Raw genomic sequence first — 17337 nt, 5'->3', positions numbered from 1 at the left:
GGCAAACTAATAAAGGCAACGCTATGACTACAGGGAAAACGCTTCTCGGGTTGTTAATCGCCGCTCTTTCCACCGCCGGTGCCGCGTATGCCGCGCCTGCCAGCACGCTGGTTTACTGCTCCGAAGCCTCGCCGGAATCTTTTAACCCGCAGATCGCCAGCTCCGGCCCGACCTTTGTCGCCAGCTCGCAGACGCTGTATAACCGCCTGATTACCTTCCGTCCGAGCGATAATATGCCCGTGCCGTCGCTGGCCACTGAGTGGAAAATCAGCCCGGACGGCAGAACCTACACCTTCACGCTGCGCAAAGGCGTGAAGTTCACCAGCAACAAATACTTTAAGCCGACGCGTGACTTCAACGCCGATGACGTTATTTTCTCGGTGATGCGCCAGAAAGATGCGAATCATCCGTATCACAAGGTTTCGCAGTCGAACTACGAATACTTCAACGACGTCGGGCTGGAAAAGCTCATCATCGACGTGAAAAAAATCGACGACTATCACGTGCAGTTTACGCTGAGCGAGCCGAATGCGGCGTTCCTTGCAGACTGGGGCATGGACTTTGCGTCTATTCTGTCCTCAGAATATGCCGATGCGATGATGAAAAAGGGCACCCCTGAACTGGTGGATACCCAGCCCATCGGCACCGGGCCGTACGCGCTGCAGGAATATAAGGTGGACTCCCTGATCCGCTACGTGGCGAACCCGAACTACTGGGACGGCGAAGTGCCGACTAAACACCTGATCTTCTCGATTACGCCTAACGTGCAGACTCGCCTGGCGAAGCTGCAAAAAAATGAGTGTCAGATTATCCCCGCGCCAAGCCCGGTCCAGTTCGACGCCATCAAGGCTAATAAAGACCTTGCGCTGCGCTCCATTGACGGCCTGAACGTGGGCTACCTGGCGTTCAACACAACTAAAAAACCGTTTGATAACGTGCTGGTTCGCCAGGCGCTTAACTATGCCGTGGATAAAAAAGCGATCGTTAACGCCGTGTTCATGGGCTCGGGCTCCGTCGCGAATTCACCAATTCCGCCGACCATGATGGGCTACAACAAAGATCTCAAGGATTACAGCTACGATCCTGAAAAAGCGAAGGCGCTGCTGAAGCAGGCCGGGCTTGAGAAGGGGTTTGAAACCGATCTGTGGTCAATGCCGGTGCAGCGCCCGTATAACCCGAACTCCCGCCGCATCGCGGAAATGATTCAGGCGGACTGGGCGAAGGTGGGCGTAAACGCCAAAATCGTCACCTTTGAGTGGGGCGAATACCTCTCCGGCATGCGCAAAGGGGAAGACGCTTCGGCGCTGTTCGGCTGGATGTCCGACAACGGCGACCCGGATAACTTCGCCGATACGCTGTTAGGCTGCGGCAGCATCGAAAGCGGCTCGAACGTCGCCCGCTGGTGCGATAAGGGCTACGACGCGCTGATCCAGAAGGCGAAGCTGACCAGCGACCCGGCTGCCCGTGCGAAGCTCTACGAGCAGGCGCAGGAGATTTTCTATCAGCAGGCGCCGTGGATCCCGCTGGCCAACGGCAAAACATTTTATGCCACGCGCAGCAACGTGAGTGGGTATAGTGTCAGCCTGAACGGCAGTGATTTTTCGAAGGTAAAGATTAACTAACCGGTGGATAAGCTAAAGCGTCATCCACCGACAAGAGGAGAAACCATGGCACATCTGGACGACGTTATCGCACGCGTAGACGCGCAAATTGCTGAGTGCAGCATTGAGCATATGAACGAACTGCTGATTGAGCTGAGCGACGATGCGGAATTAAGCCGTGAAGATCGCTATACCCAGCAGCAGCGTCTGCGCACCGCCATAGCGCACAAAGGGCATCATACCCGCGAAGAGGCGGAGCATCGCCGCGAAGAGTTAACCAAAGGCGGCACGATTATTTAGCAGGTTTCTACGATGGATGACGCTTACGCTATTTTTATTCAGTAAGGCGGATAAGTATCAGCGTCATCCATCGCTTGCACCACGTAAACGTTAATTAATCGAAATTCCGCTCTAGAATAGTGCAAATATATAATAAGAAAATCTTATGTTGAATCTATCCCACTGTAATAAATGCAAAATAAATAACTGGCACGCTTAATGCTTTAATACTCTCATCTTGTATACCAGATGGGATGCCAGCTTATGTCAGTTTCAACCCTATCCGAATGGGTCGCGTTTTATCGCCAGCAGCCGCAGCAGCTGGTGGCGGCTTATCAGAGCCTGGATGCTAATTTATCCCGCGAAGACAGCGCGTGGATATATATCGCCACGCATGACGAAATATATTCTCAGTTAACCTCGATATTCCAGCTGATTAATTCTGGCGAAAAGCAAGTTAATGACTTCCCGCTTTTAGGCGTGCCTTTTGCCGTAAAAGATAATATCGATGTCGCTGGCATGCCCACCAGCGCGGGCTGTCCGGCCTTTACTTATCTGCCGGAACAGGACGCAACGGTCGTCGCCCGGCTGAAAGCGGCGGGGGCAGTTGCCGTCGGCAAAACGAATCTCGATCAGTTTGCCACGGGCCTGGTCGGCACGCGCTCGCCGTTTGGCGCGGTGCAGAACGCTTTTGATCCTGAGTATGTCAGCGGCGGCTCCAGCTCCGGTTCCGCATCCGCGGTCGCTCGCGGGCTGGTTTGCTTTGCGCTGGGGACTGATACCGCCGGGTCGGGCCGCGTGCCGGCGGGGTTCAATAACATCGTGGGCCTAAAACCGACCAAAGGCTGGCTTTCTGCCCACGGCGTGGTTCCCGCCTGCCGCCTGAACGACTGCGTGTCCGTCTTTGCCCTAACGGTTGCCGATGCGCAAACCGTGGCGGCGGTAGCAGGCGGATACGATCCGCAGGATCCCTATTCCCGTGCAAATCCGAAAGCGGCCCCGGCTCGTTTCAGCGATAAACCCCGCTTTGCCATCCCTGACAAGCTGGAATTTTTCGGCGACAGGCAAAGCGAAGCAGCGTTTGCTAAATCGCTGGCACGGTTGCGGGAGCAGGGCGCAGAGCTGGTTGCCATCGACTTCGGCGATTTCAACGCGCTGGCGGAGCAGCTCTATAACGACGCCTGGGTGGCCGAACGCACCGTAGCGGTGGGGGAAATATTCAAAAATCAGCCGGAAGAGATGGATCCGACCGTGCGCGGCATCGTCGCTAACGGCCTGAACTTCAGCGCCTGCGACGCCTGGCAGGCGGAATATACCCGCGCCGAACTCTCCCGGAAAATTAACGCCCGGCTGGCTGAATTTGATGCGCTGGTCGTGCCAACCTCGCCAACAATTCATACCATCGCGGAAATGGCGCAGGAGCCGGTGCGTTACAACTCGCAGTTTGGCACCTACACCAACTTTACCAACCTTGCCGATCTCTGCGCGCTGGCGCTGCCGGGGGATTTTCGGGATGACGGCCTGCCTGCCGGGATCACGCTGATTGCCCCAGCATGGCACGACCAAGCGCTGAGCCACTTCGGCACCGCATGGCAGTCCGCGATAAATCTACCTTTAGGCGCCACGAACATAGCCTTGCCGGATGCGGCGGCGGAAAAACCGTCGGCGGATCACGTCCGTGTGGCGGTGGTTGGCGCGCACCTGCGCGGCATGCCGCTTAACCATCAGCTCACCACTCGCAATGCGGTTTTCATCAAAGAAGCCCGTACCGCCGACAACTACCGCCTTTACGCCTTAGCCAATACCCAGCCCGCGAAGCCAGGCCTGGCCCGCAGCCAGCAGGGACAGCCGATTGCGCTTGAACTGTGGGACGTCCCGCTGGCGCGCTTTGGCGAGTTTGTAGCGGAAATTCCCGCGCCGCTCGGCATTGGCACCCTGACGCTTGAGGACGGCACCACCGTGAAAGGGTTTATTTGCGAATCGTCAGCCCTTGCTGACGCCACGGATATCACCGCGTGGGGCGGCTGGAAAGCCTGGCTTGCCCGTCACCACAGCGCCTGAGGAGGAAATATGTTCAGCACAGTCTTGATTGCCAACCGTGGCGAAATAGCCGTTCGCGCTATCAGAACGCTTAAGAAAATGGGGATGACCAGCGTAGCGGTCTATTCCGACCCGGATGCAAATGCGCAGCACGTAATGGATGCTGACGTTGCCATCGCTCTCGGTGGTGAAAAGGCGGCGGAGAGCTACCTGGATATCGATAAAATTCTCGCAGCGGCAAAACAGAGCGGCGCGCAGGCCATCTTTCCCGGCTACGGCTTCCTGTCTGAACGAGCCGAGTTCGCACAGGCCTGCGAAGAGGCCGGGATTGTCTTTATCGGCCCGACGGCGGCGCAGATCCGTGATTTTGGCCTGAAGCACTGCGCCCGGGATCTGGCTTTCAAAGCGGACGTGCCGATGACGCCGGGCACTGGCCTGTTGCTCACCCTGCAGGAAGCACAGCTGGCAGCGGCAGAAATTGGCTATCCGGTGATGCTGAAAACCACCGCTGGCGGGGGCGGCATTGGCCTTACCCGCTGCGACGATGAAGCAGGGTTAACGGAAGCCTGGGCGAGCGTCAAACGGATGGGACAACAGTTTTTCAGCGATGATGGCGTCTTTATCGAGCGCTTTGTTGATCGGGCGCGTCATCTGGAAGTGCAGATCTTTGGTGATGGCAAAGGCAAAGTGGTGGCGCTTGGCGAACGCGACTGCTCGCTGCAGCGCCGCAACCAAAAAGTGGTAGAAGAAACCCCCGCGCCAAATCTGCCGCAGGCTACACGCGAGGCAATTCATGCCGCCGCAGTTGCCCTGGGTGAGTCCGTTAACTACCGCAGCGCGGGCACCGTGGAGTTTATCTATGATGCGGCTCGCGATGCGTTCTATTTTCTTGAGGTTAATACCCGTCTGCAGGTGGAGCACCCGGTTACCGAAATGGTCACCGGCCTGGATCTGATTGAGTGCATGGTTAACGTTGCGGCTGGCGTTACGCTTGACTGGCAACGTCTTACGAAGCCGCCAAAGGGCGCTGCGATTGAAGTGCGGATCTACGCCGAGGACGCACTGAAAAACTTCCAGCCAGCCCCGGGCGTGCTGACGGACGTTTGCTTTCCTGAGGATGTTCGCGTGGACGGCTGGGTGAGCACCGGCAGCGAAGTCAGCGCCTTCTATGACCCGATGATCGCCAAAGTGATCGTCCACGGTGACGATCGCCAGCATGCATTAAGTAAACTGAACGAAGCGCTGGCGACGACCCGTCTGCACGGCATCGCCACCAACCTGGACTACCTGCGCCAGATTGTTCAGCTGGCAGAATTCAAGGCCGGCGTGATGTGGACGCGCCTGCTGGATACGGTTGTTTACGAAGCCCATGCGATAGAAGTGCTGGAACCGGGGACCTGGAGCAGCGTGCAGGACAGCCCTGGCCGCCTCGGCTACTGGGACATTGGCGTGCCGCCGTCCGGCCCGATGGACGACTTTGCCTTCCGTCTGGCAAACCGCATCGTCGGTAACCATCCTGCTGCCGCCGGGCTGGAGTTCACCCTGCAGGGCCCGACGCTGCGCTTCCACAGCGACGCAACTATTGCCCTGACCGGCGCAGACTGCCCGGCGACGGTTGACGATGAACCTGTCCCGTACTGGCAGCCGGTGATTATCAAAGCCGGACAAACACTCAGGCTTGGTCGCGCCACCTCCGGCTGCCGTACCTATCTGGCCGTTCGCAACGGGCTGGACGTGCCGGTTTACCTCGGCAGCCGCTCGACCTTTGCGCTCGGGCAGTTTGGCGGCCACGCCGGGCGCACTTTACGCGTCGCGGACGTGCTGGCTATTTCGCAGCCGAACCTGCCGGCCTGCACCACGCCTGCGCCTATCTCTCTGCCGCAAACGCCGGAACCGGCGGTCATTCCGCAATATGGTGAAGTATGGGAAATAGGCGTGCTCTACGGCCCGCACGGCGCGCCGGACTTCTTCACCCCTGAATCGATGCAGACGTTCTTTGACGCGGAATGGCAGGTTCATTACAACTCCAACCGCCTCGGCGTGAGGCTTGTCGGGCCTAAGCCAGAATGGACGCGGGCCGACGGCGGCGAGGCCGGGCTGCACCCTTCCAATGTCCATGACTGCGAATACGCCATCGGCGCGGTGAACTTCACCGGCGACTTCCCGGTGATCCTGACGCGGGATGGGCCAAGCCTCGGGGGATTTGTCTGTCCGGTCACCATTGCTAAAGCGGAGCTGTGGAAGGTCGGGCAGGTGAAGCCGGGCGACCGTATTCGCTTCCACGCCATCACTTTTGAACACGCGCAGTCGCTCGAAATCGCGCAGGAGGTGGCGGTCACTAATCTGCTTCACGTTGCCACGCTGCCGGACCTGCATCCGGGAATTTTGCCCGATACCACATCCAGCGCGGCGATCCTGGCTGAACTGCCCGCGCAGAGCGGCTTCCCCGCCGTGGTTTACCGCCAGGCTGGTGATAATTACGTGCTGATTGAGTACGGCGATCAGGTACTGGATCTGGCCCTGCGCCTGCGCATCTACCTGCTCATGAAGGCGATTAAGCAGGCCAACGCGAACGGCGTTGAGGAGCTTTCGCCCGGCGTGCGGTCGCTGCAGGTGCGCTATGACAGCCAGCATATCTCCCAGACGCAGCTTTTAACGCTGCTGCTGGGACTGGAGAAACAGCTCGGCGACGTCACAAAACTCAAAATTCCGTCTCGGGTTGTGCATTTGCCTATGGCCTTCGAAGACAGCGCCACGCTGGCAGCCGTTGAGCGCTACAAAGAAACCGTTCGCCCAGATGCGCCGTGGCTGCCCAACAACGTCGATTTTATCCAGCGCACTAACGGACTCGCGAACCGTGACGAAGTGAAGCAGATCATCTTCGACGCCAGCTATCTGGTGCTGGGCCTGGGCGATGTTTATCTCGGCGCGCCTTGTGCCGTCCCCCTCGACCCACGGCACCGCTTACTTAGCTCCAAGTACAACCCGGCCCGCACCTGGACCGCAGAAGGCACGGTCGGGATCGGCGGGATGTACATGTGCATCTACGGGATGGATTCTCCGGGGGGCTATCAGCTTGTCGGTCGCACGGTGCCAATCTGGAACAAATTCCTCAAAAACGAGCAGTTTGGCGATGAGCCGTGGCTGCTGAAATTCTTCGATCAGGTGCGCTTCTATCCGGTAAGCGAAGACGAACTGACGGCATTCCGTTCGGCCTTCCGGGAGGGGCGTGCGCAGGTTCGCGTCGAAGAGGTCGAGTTTGATTTTGCGCAGTACAGCCAGTTCCTGGACGACAACGCCGACGACATCGCTGACTTCCGCCGTCGTCAGCAGCTTGCCTTTAACAGCGAGGTTGCCCACTGGAAAGAGCAGGAAAGTGCCACCGTGGAAAGCGCAATGCAGGCGGAGCAGGAAGTTGACGAGGATCTGAAGGGCAGGCTTATCAGCGCGGATTTGAACGGCAACATCTGGAAGATCTTAGTCGAGCCGGGTCAGGCAGTGAAGCAGGGCGATCCGCTGATTGTCGTGGAGGCCATGAAGATGGAGCTGATGGTCGCCGCCCCGTGCGACGGCACCGTGCTGCGCATTGGCTGCCAGCAGGGCCGCCCTGTGGGGCCAGGGGACGCACTGCTCTGGCTTGAAGCTTAACGGTGGATGACGCTGCGCTTATCCACCCTACGGCCAGGATTTATAGGGCGGAAAAGCGCAGCGGCTTGAGCGCGGGGAAATTATGCAAATTAGTAAAAAACCAGAAGGTATCGCAGAACGCATCTACCGTCAGCTCAAGCAGGAGATCTTCGATTTCCAGCTGCTGCCGGGCGACCGCTTCAGCGAAAACGACGTTGCCCGGCGGCTGGAAGCCAGCCGTACCCCGGTGCGCCAGGCGCTGTATGCCCTGGAACAGGAAGGTTACGTCGGGGTGCAGCCCCGCAGCGGCTGGCAGATCAAAACGGTGGATTTTGACTTTCTGGAATCGCTCTACGACCTGCGAATTGTGCTGGAGCTTGAAGCGGTGAAGCGGCTGTGTGCGCTACCGCCGGAGGTGAAGCCGCTGCAGACGCTGAAGCACTTCTGGATTGACTCTCCGCAGCTGGCGGACGGCGGCGAGGTTGCCAGCCACGACGAGGCGTTTCACATGACGCTGGTAGAAGCAGCGGGAAACCCTGAAATGGCCCGGGTTCACCGGGACATCACCGAAAAAATTCGTATCGTGAGGCGGCTGGATTTTACCCAACGGCCACGCGTCAGCGCGACGTACCACGAGCACGGGCAGATTTTGCTCGCCATTTTAGACCGTCATTTTCAGGAGGCGCAGAGCCGTTTACACGACCACATTGCCGCAAGTCAGAAAGAGGTTCGTCAGATTACTCTCCATATGCTTCAGCAGGCGAAGCGTGGGGTTTTTCCTTAATACTTTTGGAGTGACAACTATGCACCGTCGTACCTTTGTTAAAGCTTTTGCGCTCTCTGCCTCCGTTATCAGCATGGGGCTGGCGTTCAGCGCGCAGGCCGCCGACACCATCAAAGTCGGCATTATGCACTCGCTGTCCGGCACCATGGCCATCTCTGAAACGCCGCTGAAGGACGTGGCGCTGATGACCATCGCCGACATTAACTCGAAGGGCGGCGTGCTGGGTAAACAGCTTGAACCGGTAGTGGTGGACCCGGCGTCTAACTGGCCGCTGTTTGCAGAAAAAGCTCGCCAGCTGCTGAGCCAGGATAAGGCGGCGGTGGTCTTCGGCTGCTGGACGTCGGTGTCGCGCAAATCCGTGCTGCCGGTGTTTGAGGAGCTGAATGGGCTGCTGTTCTACCCGGTGCAGTACGAAGGGGAAGAGATGTCGCCAAACGTCTTCTACACCGGTGCGGCGCCTAATCAGCAGGCTATTCCGGCTGTGGAGTATCTGATGAGCGAAGACGGCGGGGAGGCGAAACGCTTCTTCCTGCTGGGGACGGACTACGTTTATCCACGTACCACCAACAAAATTCTGCGCGCGTTCCTGCACTCGAAAGGCGTGCAGGACAAGGATATTGAAGAGGTCTACACGCCGTTTGGCTACAGCGACTATCAGACCATCGTTTCCAATATCAAAAAATTCTCCGCCGGTGGCAAAACCGCAGTGATCTCCACCATTAACGGCGACTCCAACGTGCCGTTCTACAAAGAGCTGGCCAACCAGGGCCTGAAGGCAACGGACGTGCCCGTCGTGGCGTTCTCCGTAGGGGAAGAAGAGCTGCGCGGCATCGACACCAAACCGCTGGTCGGCAACCTTGCTGCGTGGAACTACTTCGAGTCCGTGGATAACCCAACCAACAAGCAGTTTGTTGCCGAGTGGAAGGCATACGCCAAAGCCCACAAGCTGCCGAACGCCGATACCGTAGTGACCAACGACCCGATGGAAGCAACCTACGTCGGTATCCATATGTGGGCGCAGGCGGTAGAAAAAGCGGGCACGACGGACGTGGATAAAGTCCGCGAGGCGATGGCAGGCCAGACCTTTAAGGCACCTTCCGGCTTCACGCTGACCATGGATGCTACCAACCATCATCTGCACAAACCGGTAATGATCGGCGAAATCGAAAATAACGGCCAGTTCAACGTGGTGTGGCAAACCGACGGCCCGGTTCGCGCCCAGCCGTGGAGCCCGTTTATCACCGGCAACGACAAGAAATCTGACGCGCCCGTGAAAACGGCGAGCAACTGAGTCAGACCCGCGGGGAAGGCGCTGCGCCATGTAGTGTGGCTAAGCGCAGCGTCATCCACCAAAAAAACAGGAGACGACCATGAAACTAGTTCGCTGGCTGCTTATCGTGGCCTGGCTGCTGCCGTGTCTCGCCCGCGCGGGGGATGCCGAAGATTTTGCGGCGGCTAACCGCAGCCAGCAGGCTAAGCTGCTGCAAAGCTGGGCCACAGCACCTGACACCGCTCGTCTGCCGCTGCTAAGCGCAATCACGCAGGAGAGTCTGGTCATTGACGAGCAGCATCACGCGTTTGCGCAGGGCGATGCCACGCTGAAGCCATTGGGTAACGTCCAGTCTCCGAACGGTGAGGTAAAAAAACTCCGCCTCACCAACCGCCTTCGCGTTCTGGCGGGCAGCGCGCTGGCCAGTCATCGCCTGGTAAGTGACAACGTAACGACAAGGTTAGGGGCGGCAAAGGCGCTTCAGCGCGATGCCGACCCCGATCTTCTTCCTCTGCTGGAACAAAAGCTTAAAGTTGAAGAGGACAGCGATGTTCGTGCTGCTCTTGAGGGCGCGGTAGCCCGTCTCCAGCTGGCAAGCCCGGATGCAAAGACAAGGCTTAGTGCCGTTGAGCTGCTGGGGCATTCCGCTGACCCGGATACCCAGGCGTTGCTCAAACCGCTAACGAACACACAGGCTGAGCCTGACGTACAGGTGCGAGAGGCGGCGGAAGAAGGGCTGCAAAAAATCCAGCACCGGCTGATGCTGGGTGACATTCTGGGCCAGGCGTTTATGGGCCTTTCACTCGGTTCAATTCTGCTGCTGGCGGCGCTGGGCCTGGCGATTACCTACGGCCTGCTGGGCGTTATCAATATGGCCCACGGCGAAATGCTGATGCTGGGCGCCTATTCCGCATGGCTGGTACAAACTGCTTTCCAGCACTACGCACCCGCCTGGCTGACCTTCTACCCGGTAGTGGCGCTGCCGGTCGCTTTTGCGATTACCGGCGGCATCGGCATGGCGCTTGAGCGCACGGTTATTCGCCATTTATATGGCCGCCCGCTGGAAACGCTGCTGGCGACGTGGGGCATCAGCCTGATGCTGATCCAGATTGTGCGCATGGTGTTCGGTGCGCAGAACATGGAGGTGGCTAATCCCGCGTGGCTTTCCGGCGGCGTACAGGTATTGCCGAATCTTATCCTGCCGTGGAACCGGCTGGTGGTGCTGGGCTTTGTCATGCTGGTGCTGCTGTTCACCTGGCTGCTGCTCAATAAAACCCGGCTGGGCATGAACGTGCGGGCCGTGACGCAAAACCGCGCCATGGCGGCCTGCTGCGGCGTGCCTACCGGGCGCGTCGATATGCTGGCGTTTGGCCTCGGCTCCGGGATTGCCGGGCTGGGCGGCGTGGCGCTTTCGCAGCTTGGCAACGTTGGGCCGGAGCTTGGCCAGGGCTATATCATCGACTCTTTCCTGGTGGTGGTGCTCGGCGGCGTTGGGCAGCTTGCCGGCAGCGTTGCCGCGGCGTTTGGGCTGGGCATCTTCAATAAAATCCTTGAGCCGCAGATTGGTGCGGTGCTGGGGAAAATCCTCATCCTCGTGCTGATTATTCTGTTTATCCAGAAGCGTCCGCAGGGCTTGTTCGCGCTGAAAGGGAGGGTAACTGACTAATGAGCCTGCCGCTGACTTTAACCGTGACCCGCCGCGCGCCTCGTTTTAGCGTGGTGCTGGGAACGCTGCTGGTGGCGCTACTGCTGACGCTGCCATTTTTAACGCTGCTGCCCGCCGGGCATCCGCTGGGCTTATCGACATACACGTTAACGCTGGTGGGCAAAATACTCTGCTACGCCACGGTGGCCGTGGCGCTGGATCTGGTCTGGGGCTACGCCGGGCTGCTTTCTCTCGGGCACGGCATTTTCTTCGCCCTGGGCGGCTACGCGATGGGGATGTACCTGATGCGGCAGGCTGCAGGCGACGGGCTGCCCGCGTTTATGTCGTTTCTCTCCTTGAGCGAACTGCCGTGGTTCTGGTGGGGAACGCAGCACTTCGCCTGGGCAATGGCGCTGGTCGTGCTGGCGCCGGGGCTGCTGGCGCTGGTATTCGGCTTCTTTGCCTTCCGCTCGAAAATCAAAGGCGTGTATTTCTCAATCATGACCCAGGCGCTGACCTACGCGGGGATGCTGCTGTTCTTTCGTAACGAAACCGGCTTCGGCGGCAACAACGGCTTTACCGGTTTTACCACGCTGCTGGGGATGCCGATCACCGCGACCAGCACGCGCATCGGGCTGTTCATCGCCACGGTGATCCTGCTGATCGCCTCGTTGGGCATTGGTTTTGCCCTTGCACGCAGCAAGTTTGGCCGCGTGTTGACCGCCGTGCGCGACGCGGAAAACCGGCTGGTGTTCTGCGGGTACGACCCGCGAGGTTTCAAACTGCTTGTCTGGACGTTATCCGCCGTGCTTTGTGGCCTGGCTGGCGCGCTGTACGTGCCGCAGGTGGGGATCATCAACCCTGGCGAAATGTCGCCGACTAATTCCATCGAGGCGGCAATCTGGGTGGCGCTGGGCGGGCGCGGCACGCTGATTGGCCCCATTCTCGGTGCGGGGCTGGTCAACGGCGCGAAAAGCTACTTCACCATGGCGGTGCCGGAATACTGGCAGTTGTTCCTGGGGCTGATTTTTATCGTCGTCACGCTGTTCCTGCCGCACGGCGTCATCGGATTACTGCGCAAGAGGGATAAATAATGCAGCCAGGCGAACCGCTGTTTACCCGTCAGCACCTGACGGACCGCTACCGCGACCAGACGGATCCGATCCTGATGCTGGAAAACATCAACGTGAATTTTGATGGTTTCCAGGCGCTGACGAACCTGTCGCTGAACATTGGCGTGGGCGAGTTGCGCTGCGTGATTGGCCCGAACGGCGCGGGGAAAACAACGCTGATGGACGTCATCACCGGTAAAACGAAGCCACAGACAGGTAAGGCATTTTACGACCAGTCTACGGATTTAATGCGCCTGGAGCCTGCCGATATTGCCAGGTGCGGAATAGGGCGCAAGTTTCAGAAGCCAACGGTTTTTGAAGCGCTAACGGTGTTCGAAAATCTGGAGATTGCGCAGAAAGCGGATAAATCCGTCTGGGCGAGCCTGAAGGCAAAACTCGGTTCGGAGCAGCGCGACCGCATTGACGAAATGCTCACCACGCTGCGCCTCAGCGCCGAACGTAACCGCCAGGCGGGGCTGCTGTCCCACGGGCAGAAACAGTTTCTGGAAATCGGCATGCTGCTGGTGCAGGAACCTCATCTACTGCTGCTGGACGAACCCGCAGCGGGGATGACCGACGCGGAAACGGAATACACCGCAGAATTATTCAAAAACCTCGCGGGCAAGCATTCCCTGATGGTGGTGGAGCATGACATGGGCTTCGTTGAAACCATCGCCGACCACGTAACGGTATTACACCAGGGCCAGGTGCTGGCGGAGGGATCGCTGCGCGAAGTGCAGGCCAACGAGCGGGTGATAGAAGTTTATCTGGGGCGATAATAATTTATGGCGGATGGTGCTGGTTTCGTTGCAGGGCGGAGAAGCGCAGCGTCATCCGCCGAAAGGGGTAATCAATGTTAATAGTCGATGATCTAAACCAGTTTTACGGCGGCAGCCACATCCTGCGCGGCGTATCGTTTGAAGCAAAAATCGGCGAAGTTACCTGCCTGCTGGGACGTAACGGCGTGGGGAAAAGCACGCTGCTTAAATGCCTGATGGGGCTGATCCCGGCAAAGTCCGGCAGCGTAAGCTGGCAGCAGAACAACATCACTTCCCGTAAGCCGCATCAGCGGGTCCAGGCGGGCATTGCCTACGTGCCGCAGGGAAGAGAAATCTTTCCGCGTCTGACGGTAGAGGAAAACCTGCTGATGGGGCTTTCCCGGTTTGCCGGCCGGGACGCTAAGCAGGTGCCTGAAGAAATTTATCAACTTTTCCCTGTTTTAAAAGAGATGAAGCTGCGCCGCGGTGGCGATCTCTCTGGTGGGCAACAGCAGCAGCTGGCGATTGGCCGTGCGCTGGCATGCAGGCCACAGCTGTTAATGCTTGATGAGCCTACCGAGGGCATTCAGCCGTCGGTGATCAAAGAGATAGGCCTGGTCATCAGCCAGCTTGCCGCAAGGGGCGATATGGCCATTCTGCTGGTGGAGCAGTTCTACGATTTTGCCGCCGGGCTGGCGGACAGCTATCTGGTGATGTCACGCGGTTCGATTGTGCAGCGGGGAGCGGGAAGGGATATGGAAACGGAGGGCGTTCGCGGGCTGGTGGCGATTTAATTAAGTGGTCTCCCGGAATAACTTCTTTTTGGCTCTATGGTTAAGGCCACTTTATCACTATAGTCAGGGTCACTGCTCACCGTTCCCGGAGGTTTGTCTTGGCTGGATCTATCAATGAATATCTGCAACCGATTGGCGACCCGATGCCCGACTGGCAGGCGCGTCCGCTTCCCCAGCGCGTGGTGCTGGAGGGAAAATACTGCCGTCTTGAACCTCTGGATCCCGAAGCTCACACAAAGTCGTTGCTCAAGGCCTGGGGCAAGGCGCAGGACGGTCGCGACTGGACCTATCTGGGCACAGGACCGTTTGCCAGTGAAGCGGAGTTTGCGGGGCACATTGACGCTATCGCCGCAAGCAATGATCCGCTGCACTACGCGATTATCGACAACCTGAGCGGATACGCGCTAGGCACCGTTGCGCTGATGCGTATCGACCCGACAAACGGCGTGATGGAAGTGGGTTTTGTGACCTTTTCACCGGAGCTAAAGCGCACCGTGCAGGCCACGGAAGCACACTATCTGCTGATGAAATATGCTTTTGACGAGCTGGGCTATCGCCGCTATGAGTGGAAGTGCGACAGCCTGAACGCCCCGTCGCGCAGCGCCGCCCTGCGACTTGGCTTTCACTTTGAAGGCGTGTTCCGCCAGCTGCTGATCTATAAAGGCAGAACGCGCGACACGGCCTGGTTTTCCATTATCGACGGCGAATGGCCGCTGGTTAAGGAAGCATTTGAGGCCTGGCTGTCTGACGCCAATCTGCCAGCGGGCAAGCAGCAGCGCACGCTTTCCAGCCTGCGTGAAGAGCTGGCCGCGCAGACCCCACGGAATTTGCTTTAAAACATGGAGGGAATGGTCGGTGACTTCACGGCCATTCCCCGCACAATCATGAAATAAGCCAGCACAATCGCCGCCATCAGCACGACGAAAAGTATCGACGGCGCAAACCACGTCAGCAGCAGGCCGGTGATCATCGGATTACAGGCTCCCCCCAGCCATCCCAGCTGTTGTGCCGCGAAGTAGCTCGCCTTCAGGCCCGGCGGGGCAATGTTATCTACCAGCATATATTCCCCCGGCGCGTAAATAAGCTCCCCGACGGTGAACACGGCGGCGGAAATCCCCCACAACAGCAGGTTATTTCCCGACAGCATAAAACCGGCCAGCCCGGCCATGAAAAACAGCGTGCCGTAGAACATCAATTTCCTGATGTTATCCGGGCGGATGCGCTTCCCTATCAGGTATTGAAAAACAACGACGACAAATGCGTTCACCGGCAGCACCACGCCGACGACTTTTTCCGCGAGGCTTGAGTCGGAAATGGCGATGGCGTACTGCGACAGGCAGGCGGCAAAAGATCCGTATACCAGCGAGCCAAGGAATGCCGACAGGGTGAAATACATCAACGCCCGGTCTTGCAACATTGTTCGTGGTGAAAGCACCGTTGTGCCTGGCTGCGCGTTTTCGTTAACCGGGGCACTGTGCACATAGCGGCTGATAAGAATGAACGGGATCACCGCCGTCAGGCCGGAGAGCCAGAACGGCAGGTTTGTGCTGTATAGCACCGCGAGCGTGCCAATCGGCGGCCCAACCGTCCAGCCGATGTTGGCGAAGGTATAGTTGAGCGAGAAAATTTTCGGCTTCTGGTGGATTTCCAGCGTGTCGGAAAAATAGCCTTTCAGCACCGTAGCGAAAACGGAATAGGCGCAGTTAATCAGCGAATAAAACACTACGACCAGCACGGCATTATTGACCAGCGGAATGGCGATAAAGCCGCCGAGGAAGAGAATAATCGACAGCAGCATAGAGATTTTTTTATCGAATTTATCCGCAAGAATGCCGAACCACAGGCTGAAGACAACGCCTGCCGTCAGGGCCAGCGTCAGAGCAAAGCCGATCTCTTTTAGCGGCATGGCGTACTGGCGGGACAGATAAATCGTCATAAACGGCAGCGTCAGGCCGCGTCCCACGGTGAGCAGCAGGGAGGCGATAAGTAACACGCTTGTTGATAATGCCTTACCGGAAAACCACTTCTTATAGATCGTCATTTTATCGTTATCATGGGGATCGTGCTGTCAGATCGTCAGATTTATCATGAAGAAACAGGCGTGTACAGGTACTGATTCTGGCAGGTGCACGCCATAACAAATCTGTATGGCAGTCATTAATTACGATCTGTATCTGTTCAGCGCGCCGTTTTAGGCTTAGGTTTTAACAAAATTGTTACTTACAGGGGCAGGGTATGACGCGTAAAGACGGATTACTGGCGATGCTAGTGGTCGTAGTGTGGGGACTTAATTTCGTAGTGATTAAAATGGGGCTGCATAATATGCCGCCGCTGCTGCTGGCAGGCTTACGTTTTTTGCTGGTGGCGTTCCCCGCGTTGTTATTCGTCGCCCGTCCCCGCATCCCGTTTCGATTACTTGCGGCCTATGCCCTGACCATCAGCTTTGGGCAGTTCGCCTTTCTGTTCAGCGCTATTAAATTCGGCATGCCAGCCGGGCTTGCGTCGCTGGTATTACAGGCGCAGGCATTTTTCACCATTATTCTGGGGGCCTTTGCCTTCCGGGAACGTTTACAGACGAAACAGATTGCCGGTATTACGCTTGCGGTCATCGGCGTGCTGATCCTGATTGAGGGTAGCCTCGGCGGCGAGCACGTCGCGCTGCTGGGCTTTATGCTGACGCTGGCGGCGGCGTTCAGCTGGGCGTGCGGCAACATCTTCAATAAAAAAATTATGCAGCTGGCCTCACGCCCGCCGATTATGTCGCTGGTGGTGTGGAGCGCGCTTATCCCGGTTATTCCGTTCTTTGTGGCAAGCCTGCTGATGGACGGCCCGGCGGTTATGCTGCAAAGCCTGGTGACTATCGATTTTGTCACCGTCGCGTCGCTGGTCTATCTTGCCTTTGTCGCCACCATTATCGGCTACGGCATCTGGGGCAGCCTGCTGGGCCGCTATGAAACCTGGCGTGTTGCGCCGCTGTCGCTGCTGGTGCCGGTCGTCGGCATGGCAAGCGCCGCTCTGCTGCTGGACGAAACGCTGTCTGCCACACAACTGGTCGGTGCGGCACTGATTATGGCGGGGCTGTATATCAACGTGTTTGGGTTGAAAGTCAGAAGGGCGGTTAACGGTTAAAAGCGGAGGGTGACGCTGCCTTCAGGCCGGATAAGCGCAGCGTCATACGAAGATTATTGAATCACTCGTGGCCGTTATAGTACGGTGTCCCCAGATGCTCGGACTTGTCGCTGATGGTGTTGCCGGCAGGGCTATCAGCAGGGGGCATCATCATGCCGCCGTGGTTGGCCTGGGAGGCGTTATAACTACCTGATTGTTCCGCCAGAACGTTGCCCGATACCAGCGCCAGTACCAGGGCTGCAGCGGCGATAAAGCGTTTCATGATTTCCTCGTTTACGCCTTAATAAACAGGCGCTTA

Annotated in this window: 14 protein-coding genes; 12 read left to right on the top strand and 2 right to left on the bottom strand. The window is 58.0% G+C overall.

Going from position 1 to position 17337, the window contains the following annotated elements; genetic code table 11:
- The first annotated feature begins 23 nt into the window (after positions 1-23).
- The 11 genes from ACA108_11240 (at position 24) to ACA108_11190 (ending at position 14746) form a co-directional block, all read left to right on the top strand.
- A complete protein-coding gene (locus ACA108_11240) occupies positions 24-1622 on the top strand; it encodes an ABC transporter substrate-binding protein (protein XEX94000.1) in 1599 nt (532 codons plus the stop codon).
- A 45-nt stretch (positions 1623-1667) separates the two neighbouring features.
- Positions 1668-1901, top strand: coding sequence for a DUF2526 family protein (locus ACA108_11235; GenBank protein ID XEX93999.1), 234 nt, complete (start codon positions 1668-1670; stop codon positions 1899-1901).
- Between the two features lie 243 nt (positions 1902-2144).
- Positions 2145-3941 carry an allophanate hydrolase gene (gene atzF / locus ACA108_11230; protein ID XEX93998.1) on the top strand — a complete coding sequence of 599 codons (1797 nt, stop codon included), beginning with the start codon at positions 2145-2147 and terminating at the stop codon, positions 3939-3941.
- Positions 3942-3950: 9 nt separating this feature from the next.
- On the top strand, positions 3951-7568 hold the full coding sequence (gene uca, locus ACA108_11225; protein XEX93997.1) for an urea carboxylase: 3618 nt from the start codon (positions 3951-3953) through the stop codon (positions 7566-7568).
- An 82-nt stretch (positions 7569-7650) separates the two neighbouring features.
- Entirely contained in the window at positions 7651-8331 is a 681-nt protein-coding gene (locus ACA108_11220; GenBank protein ID XEX93996.1) for a GntR family transcriptional regulator, read from the top strand.
- A gap of 19 nt (positions 8332-8350) precedes the next feature.
- Positions 8351-9622, top strand: a complete 1272-nt coding sequence (gene urtA, locus ACA108_11215; GenBank protein XEX93995.1) for an urea ABC transporter substrate-binding protein — start codon at positions 8351-8353, stop codon at positions 9620-9622.
- A 79-nt stretch (positions 9623-9701) separates the two neighbouring features.
- The gene (gene urtB / locus ACA108_11210; GenBank protein XEX93994.1) at positions 9702-11267 is read left to right on the top strand and encodes an urea ABC transporter permease subunit UrtB; all 1566 of its coding nucleotides are present in this window, start codon (positions 9702-9704) and stop codon (positions 11265-11267) included.
- Positions 11267-12340, top strand: a complete 1074-nt coding sequence (gene urtC, locus ACA108_11205) for an urea ABC transporter permease subunit UrtC (GenBank protein XEX93993.1) — start codon at positions 11267-11269, stop codon at positions 12338-12340. The genes urtB and urtC overlap by 1 nt, the downstream gene beginning before the upstream one ends.
- The gene (gene urtD, locus ACA108_11200; protein ID XEX93992.1) at positions 12340-13137 is read left to right on the top strand and encodes an urea ABC transporter ATP-binding protein UrtD; all 798 of its coding nucleotides are present in this window, start codon (positions 12340-12342) and stop codon (positions 13135-13137) included. Before urtC ends, urtD begins: the two co-directional genes overlap by 1 nt.
- A 74-nt stretch (positions 13138-13211) precedes the next feature.
- Positions 13212-13910: an urea ABC transporter ATP-binding subunit UrtE gene (gene urtE / locus ACA108_11195; protein ID XEX93991.1), complete on the top strand. Its 699-nt coding sequence runs from the start codon at positions 13212-13214 to the stop codon at positions 13908-13910.
- Positions 13911-14053: 143 nt separating this feature from the next.
- The gene (locus tag ACA108_11190) at positions 14054-14746 is read left to right on the top strand and encodes a GNAT family N-acetyltransferase (protein ID XEX98081.1); all 693 of its coding nucleotides are present in this window, start codon (positions 14054-14056) and stop codon (positions 14744-14746) included.
- On the opposite strand, the gene ydeE is transcribed toward ACA108_11190, so the two are convergent.
- On the bottom strand, positions 14743-15951 hold the full coding sequence (gene ydeE / locus ACA108_11185) for an efflux MFS transporter YdeE (GenBank protein ID XEX93990.1): 1209 nt from the start codon (positions 15949-15951) through the stop codon (positions 14743-14745). The two genes, ACA108_11190 and ydeE, sit on opposite strands and share 4 nt — an antisense overlap.
- Positions 15952-16145: 194 nt before the next feature.
- Here ydeE and eamA point away from each other — a divergent pair, with 194 nt between their 5' ends.
- The gene (gene eamA, locus ACA108_11180; GenBank protein XEX93989.1) at positions 16146-17039 is read left to right on the top strand and encodes an O-acetylserine/cysteine exporter; all 894 of its coding nucleotides are present in this window, start codon (positions 16146-16148) and stop codon (positions 17037-17039) included.
- 61 nt (positions 17040-17100) lie between these two features.
- On the opposite strand, the gene marB is transcribed toward eamA, so the two are convergent.
- The gene (gene marB / locus ACA108_11175; protein ID XEX93988.1) at positions 17101-17301 is read right to left on the bottom strand and encodes a multiple antibiotic resistance regulatory protein MarB; all 201 of its coding nucleotides are present in this window, start codon (positions 17299-17301) and stop codon (positions 17101-17103) included.
- Positions 17302-17337: the final 36 nt, after the last annotated feature.

Source organism: Dryocola sp. LX212 (assembly GCA_041504365.1).
In the GTDB taxonomy this organism is placed as follows: domain Bacteria; phylum Pseudomonadota; class Gammaproteobacteria; order Enterobacterales; family Enterobacteriaceae; genus Dryocola.
This window is presented reverse-complemented; position numbering and strand designations above follow the sequence as displayed.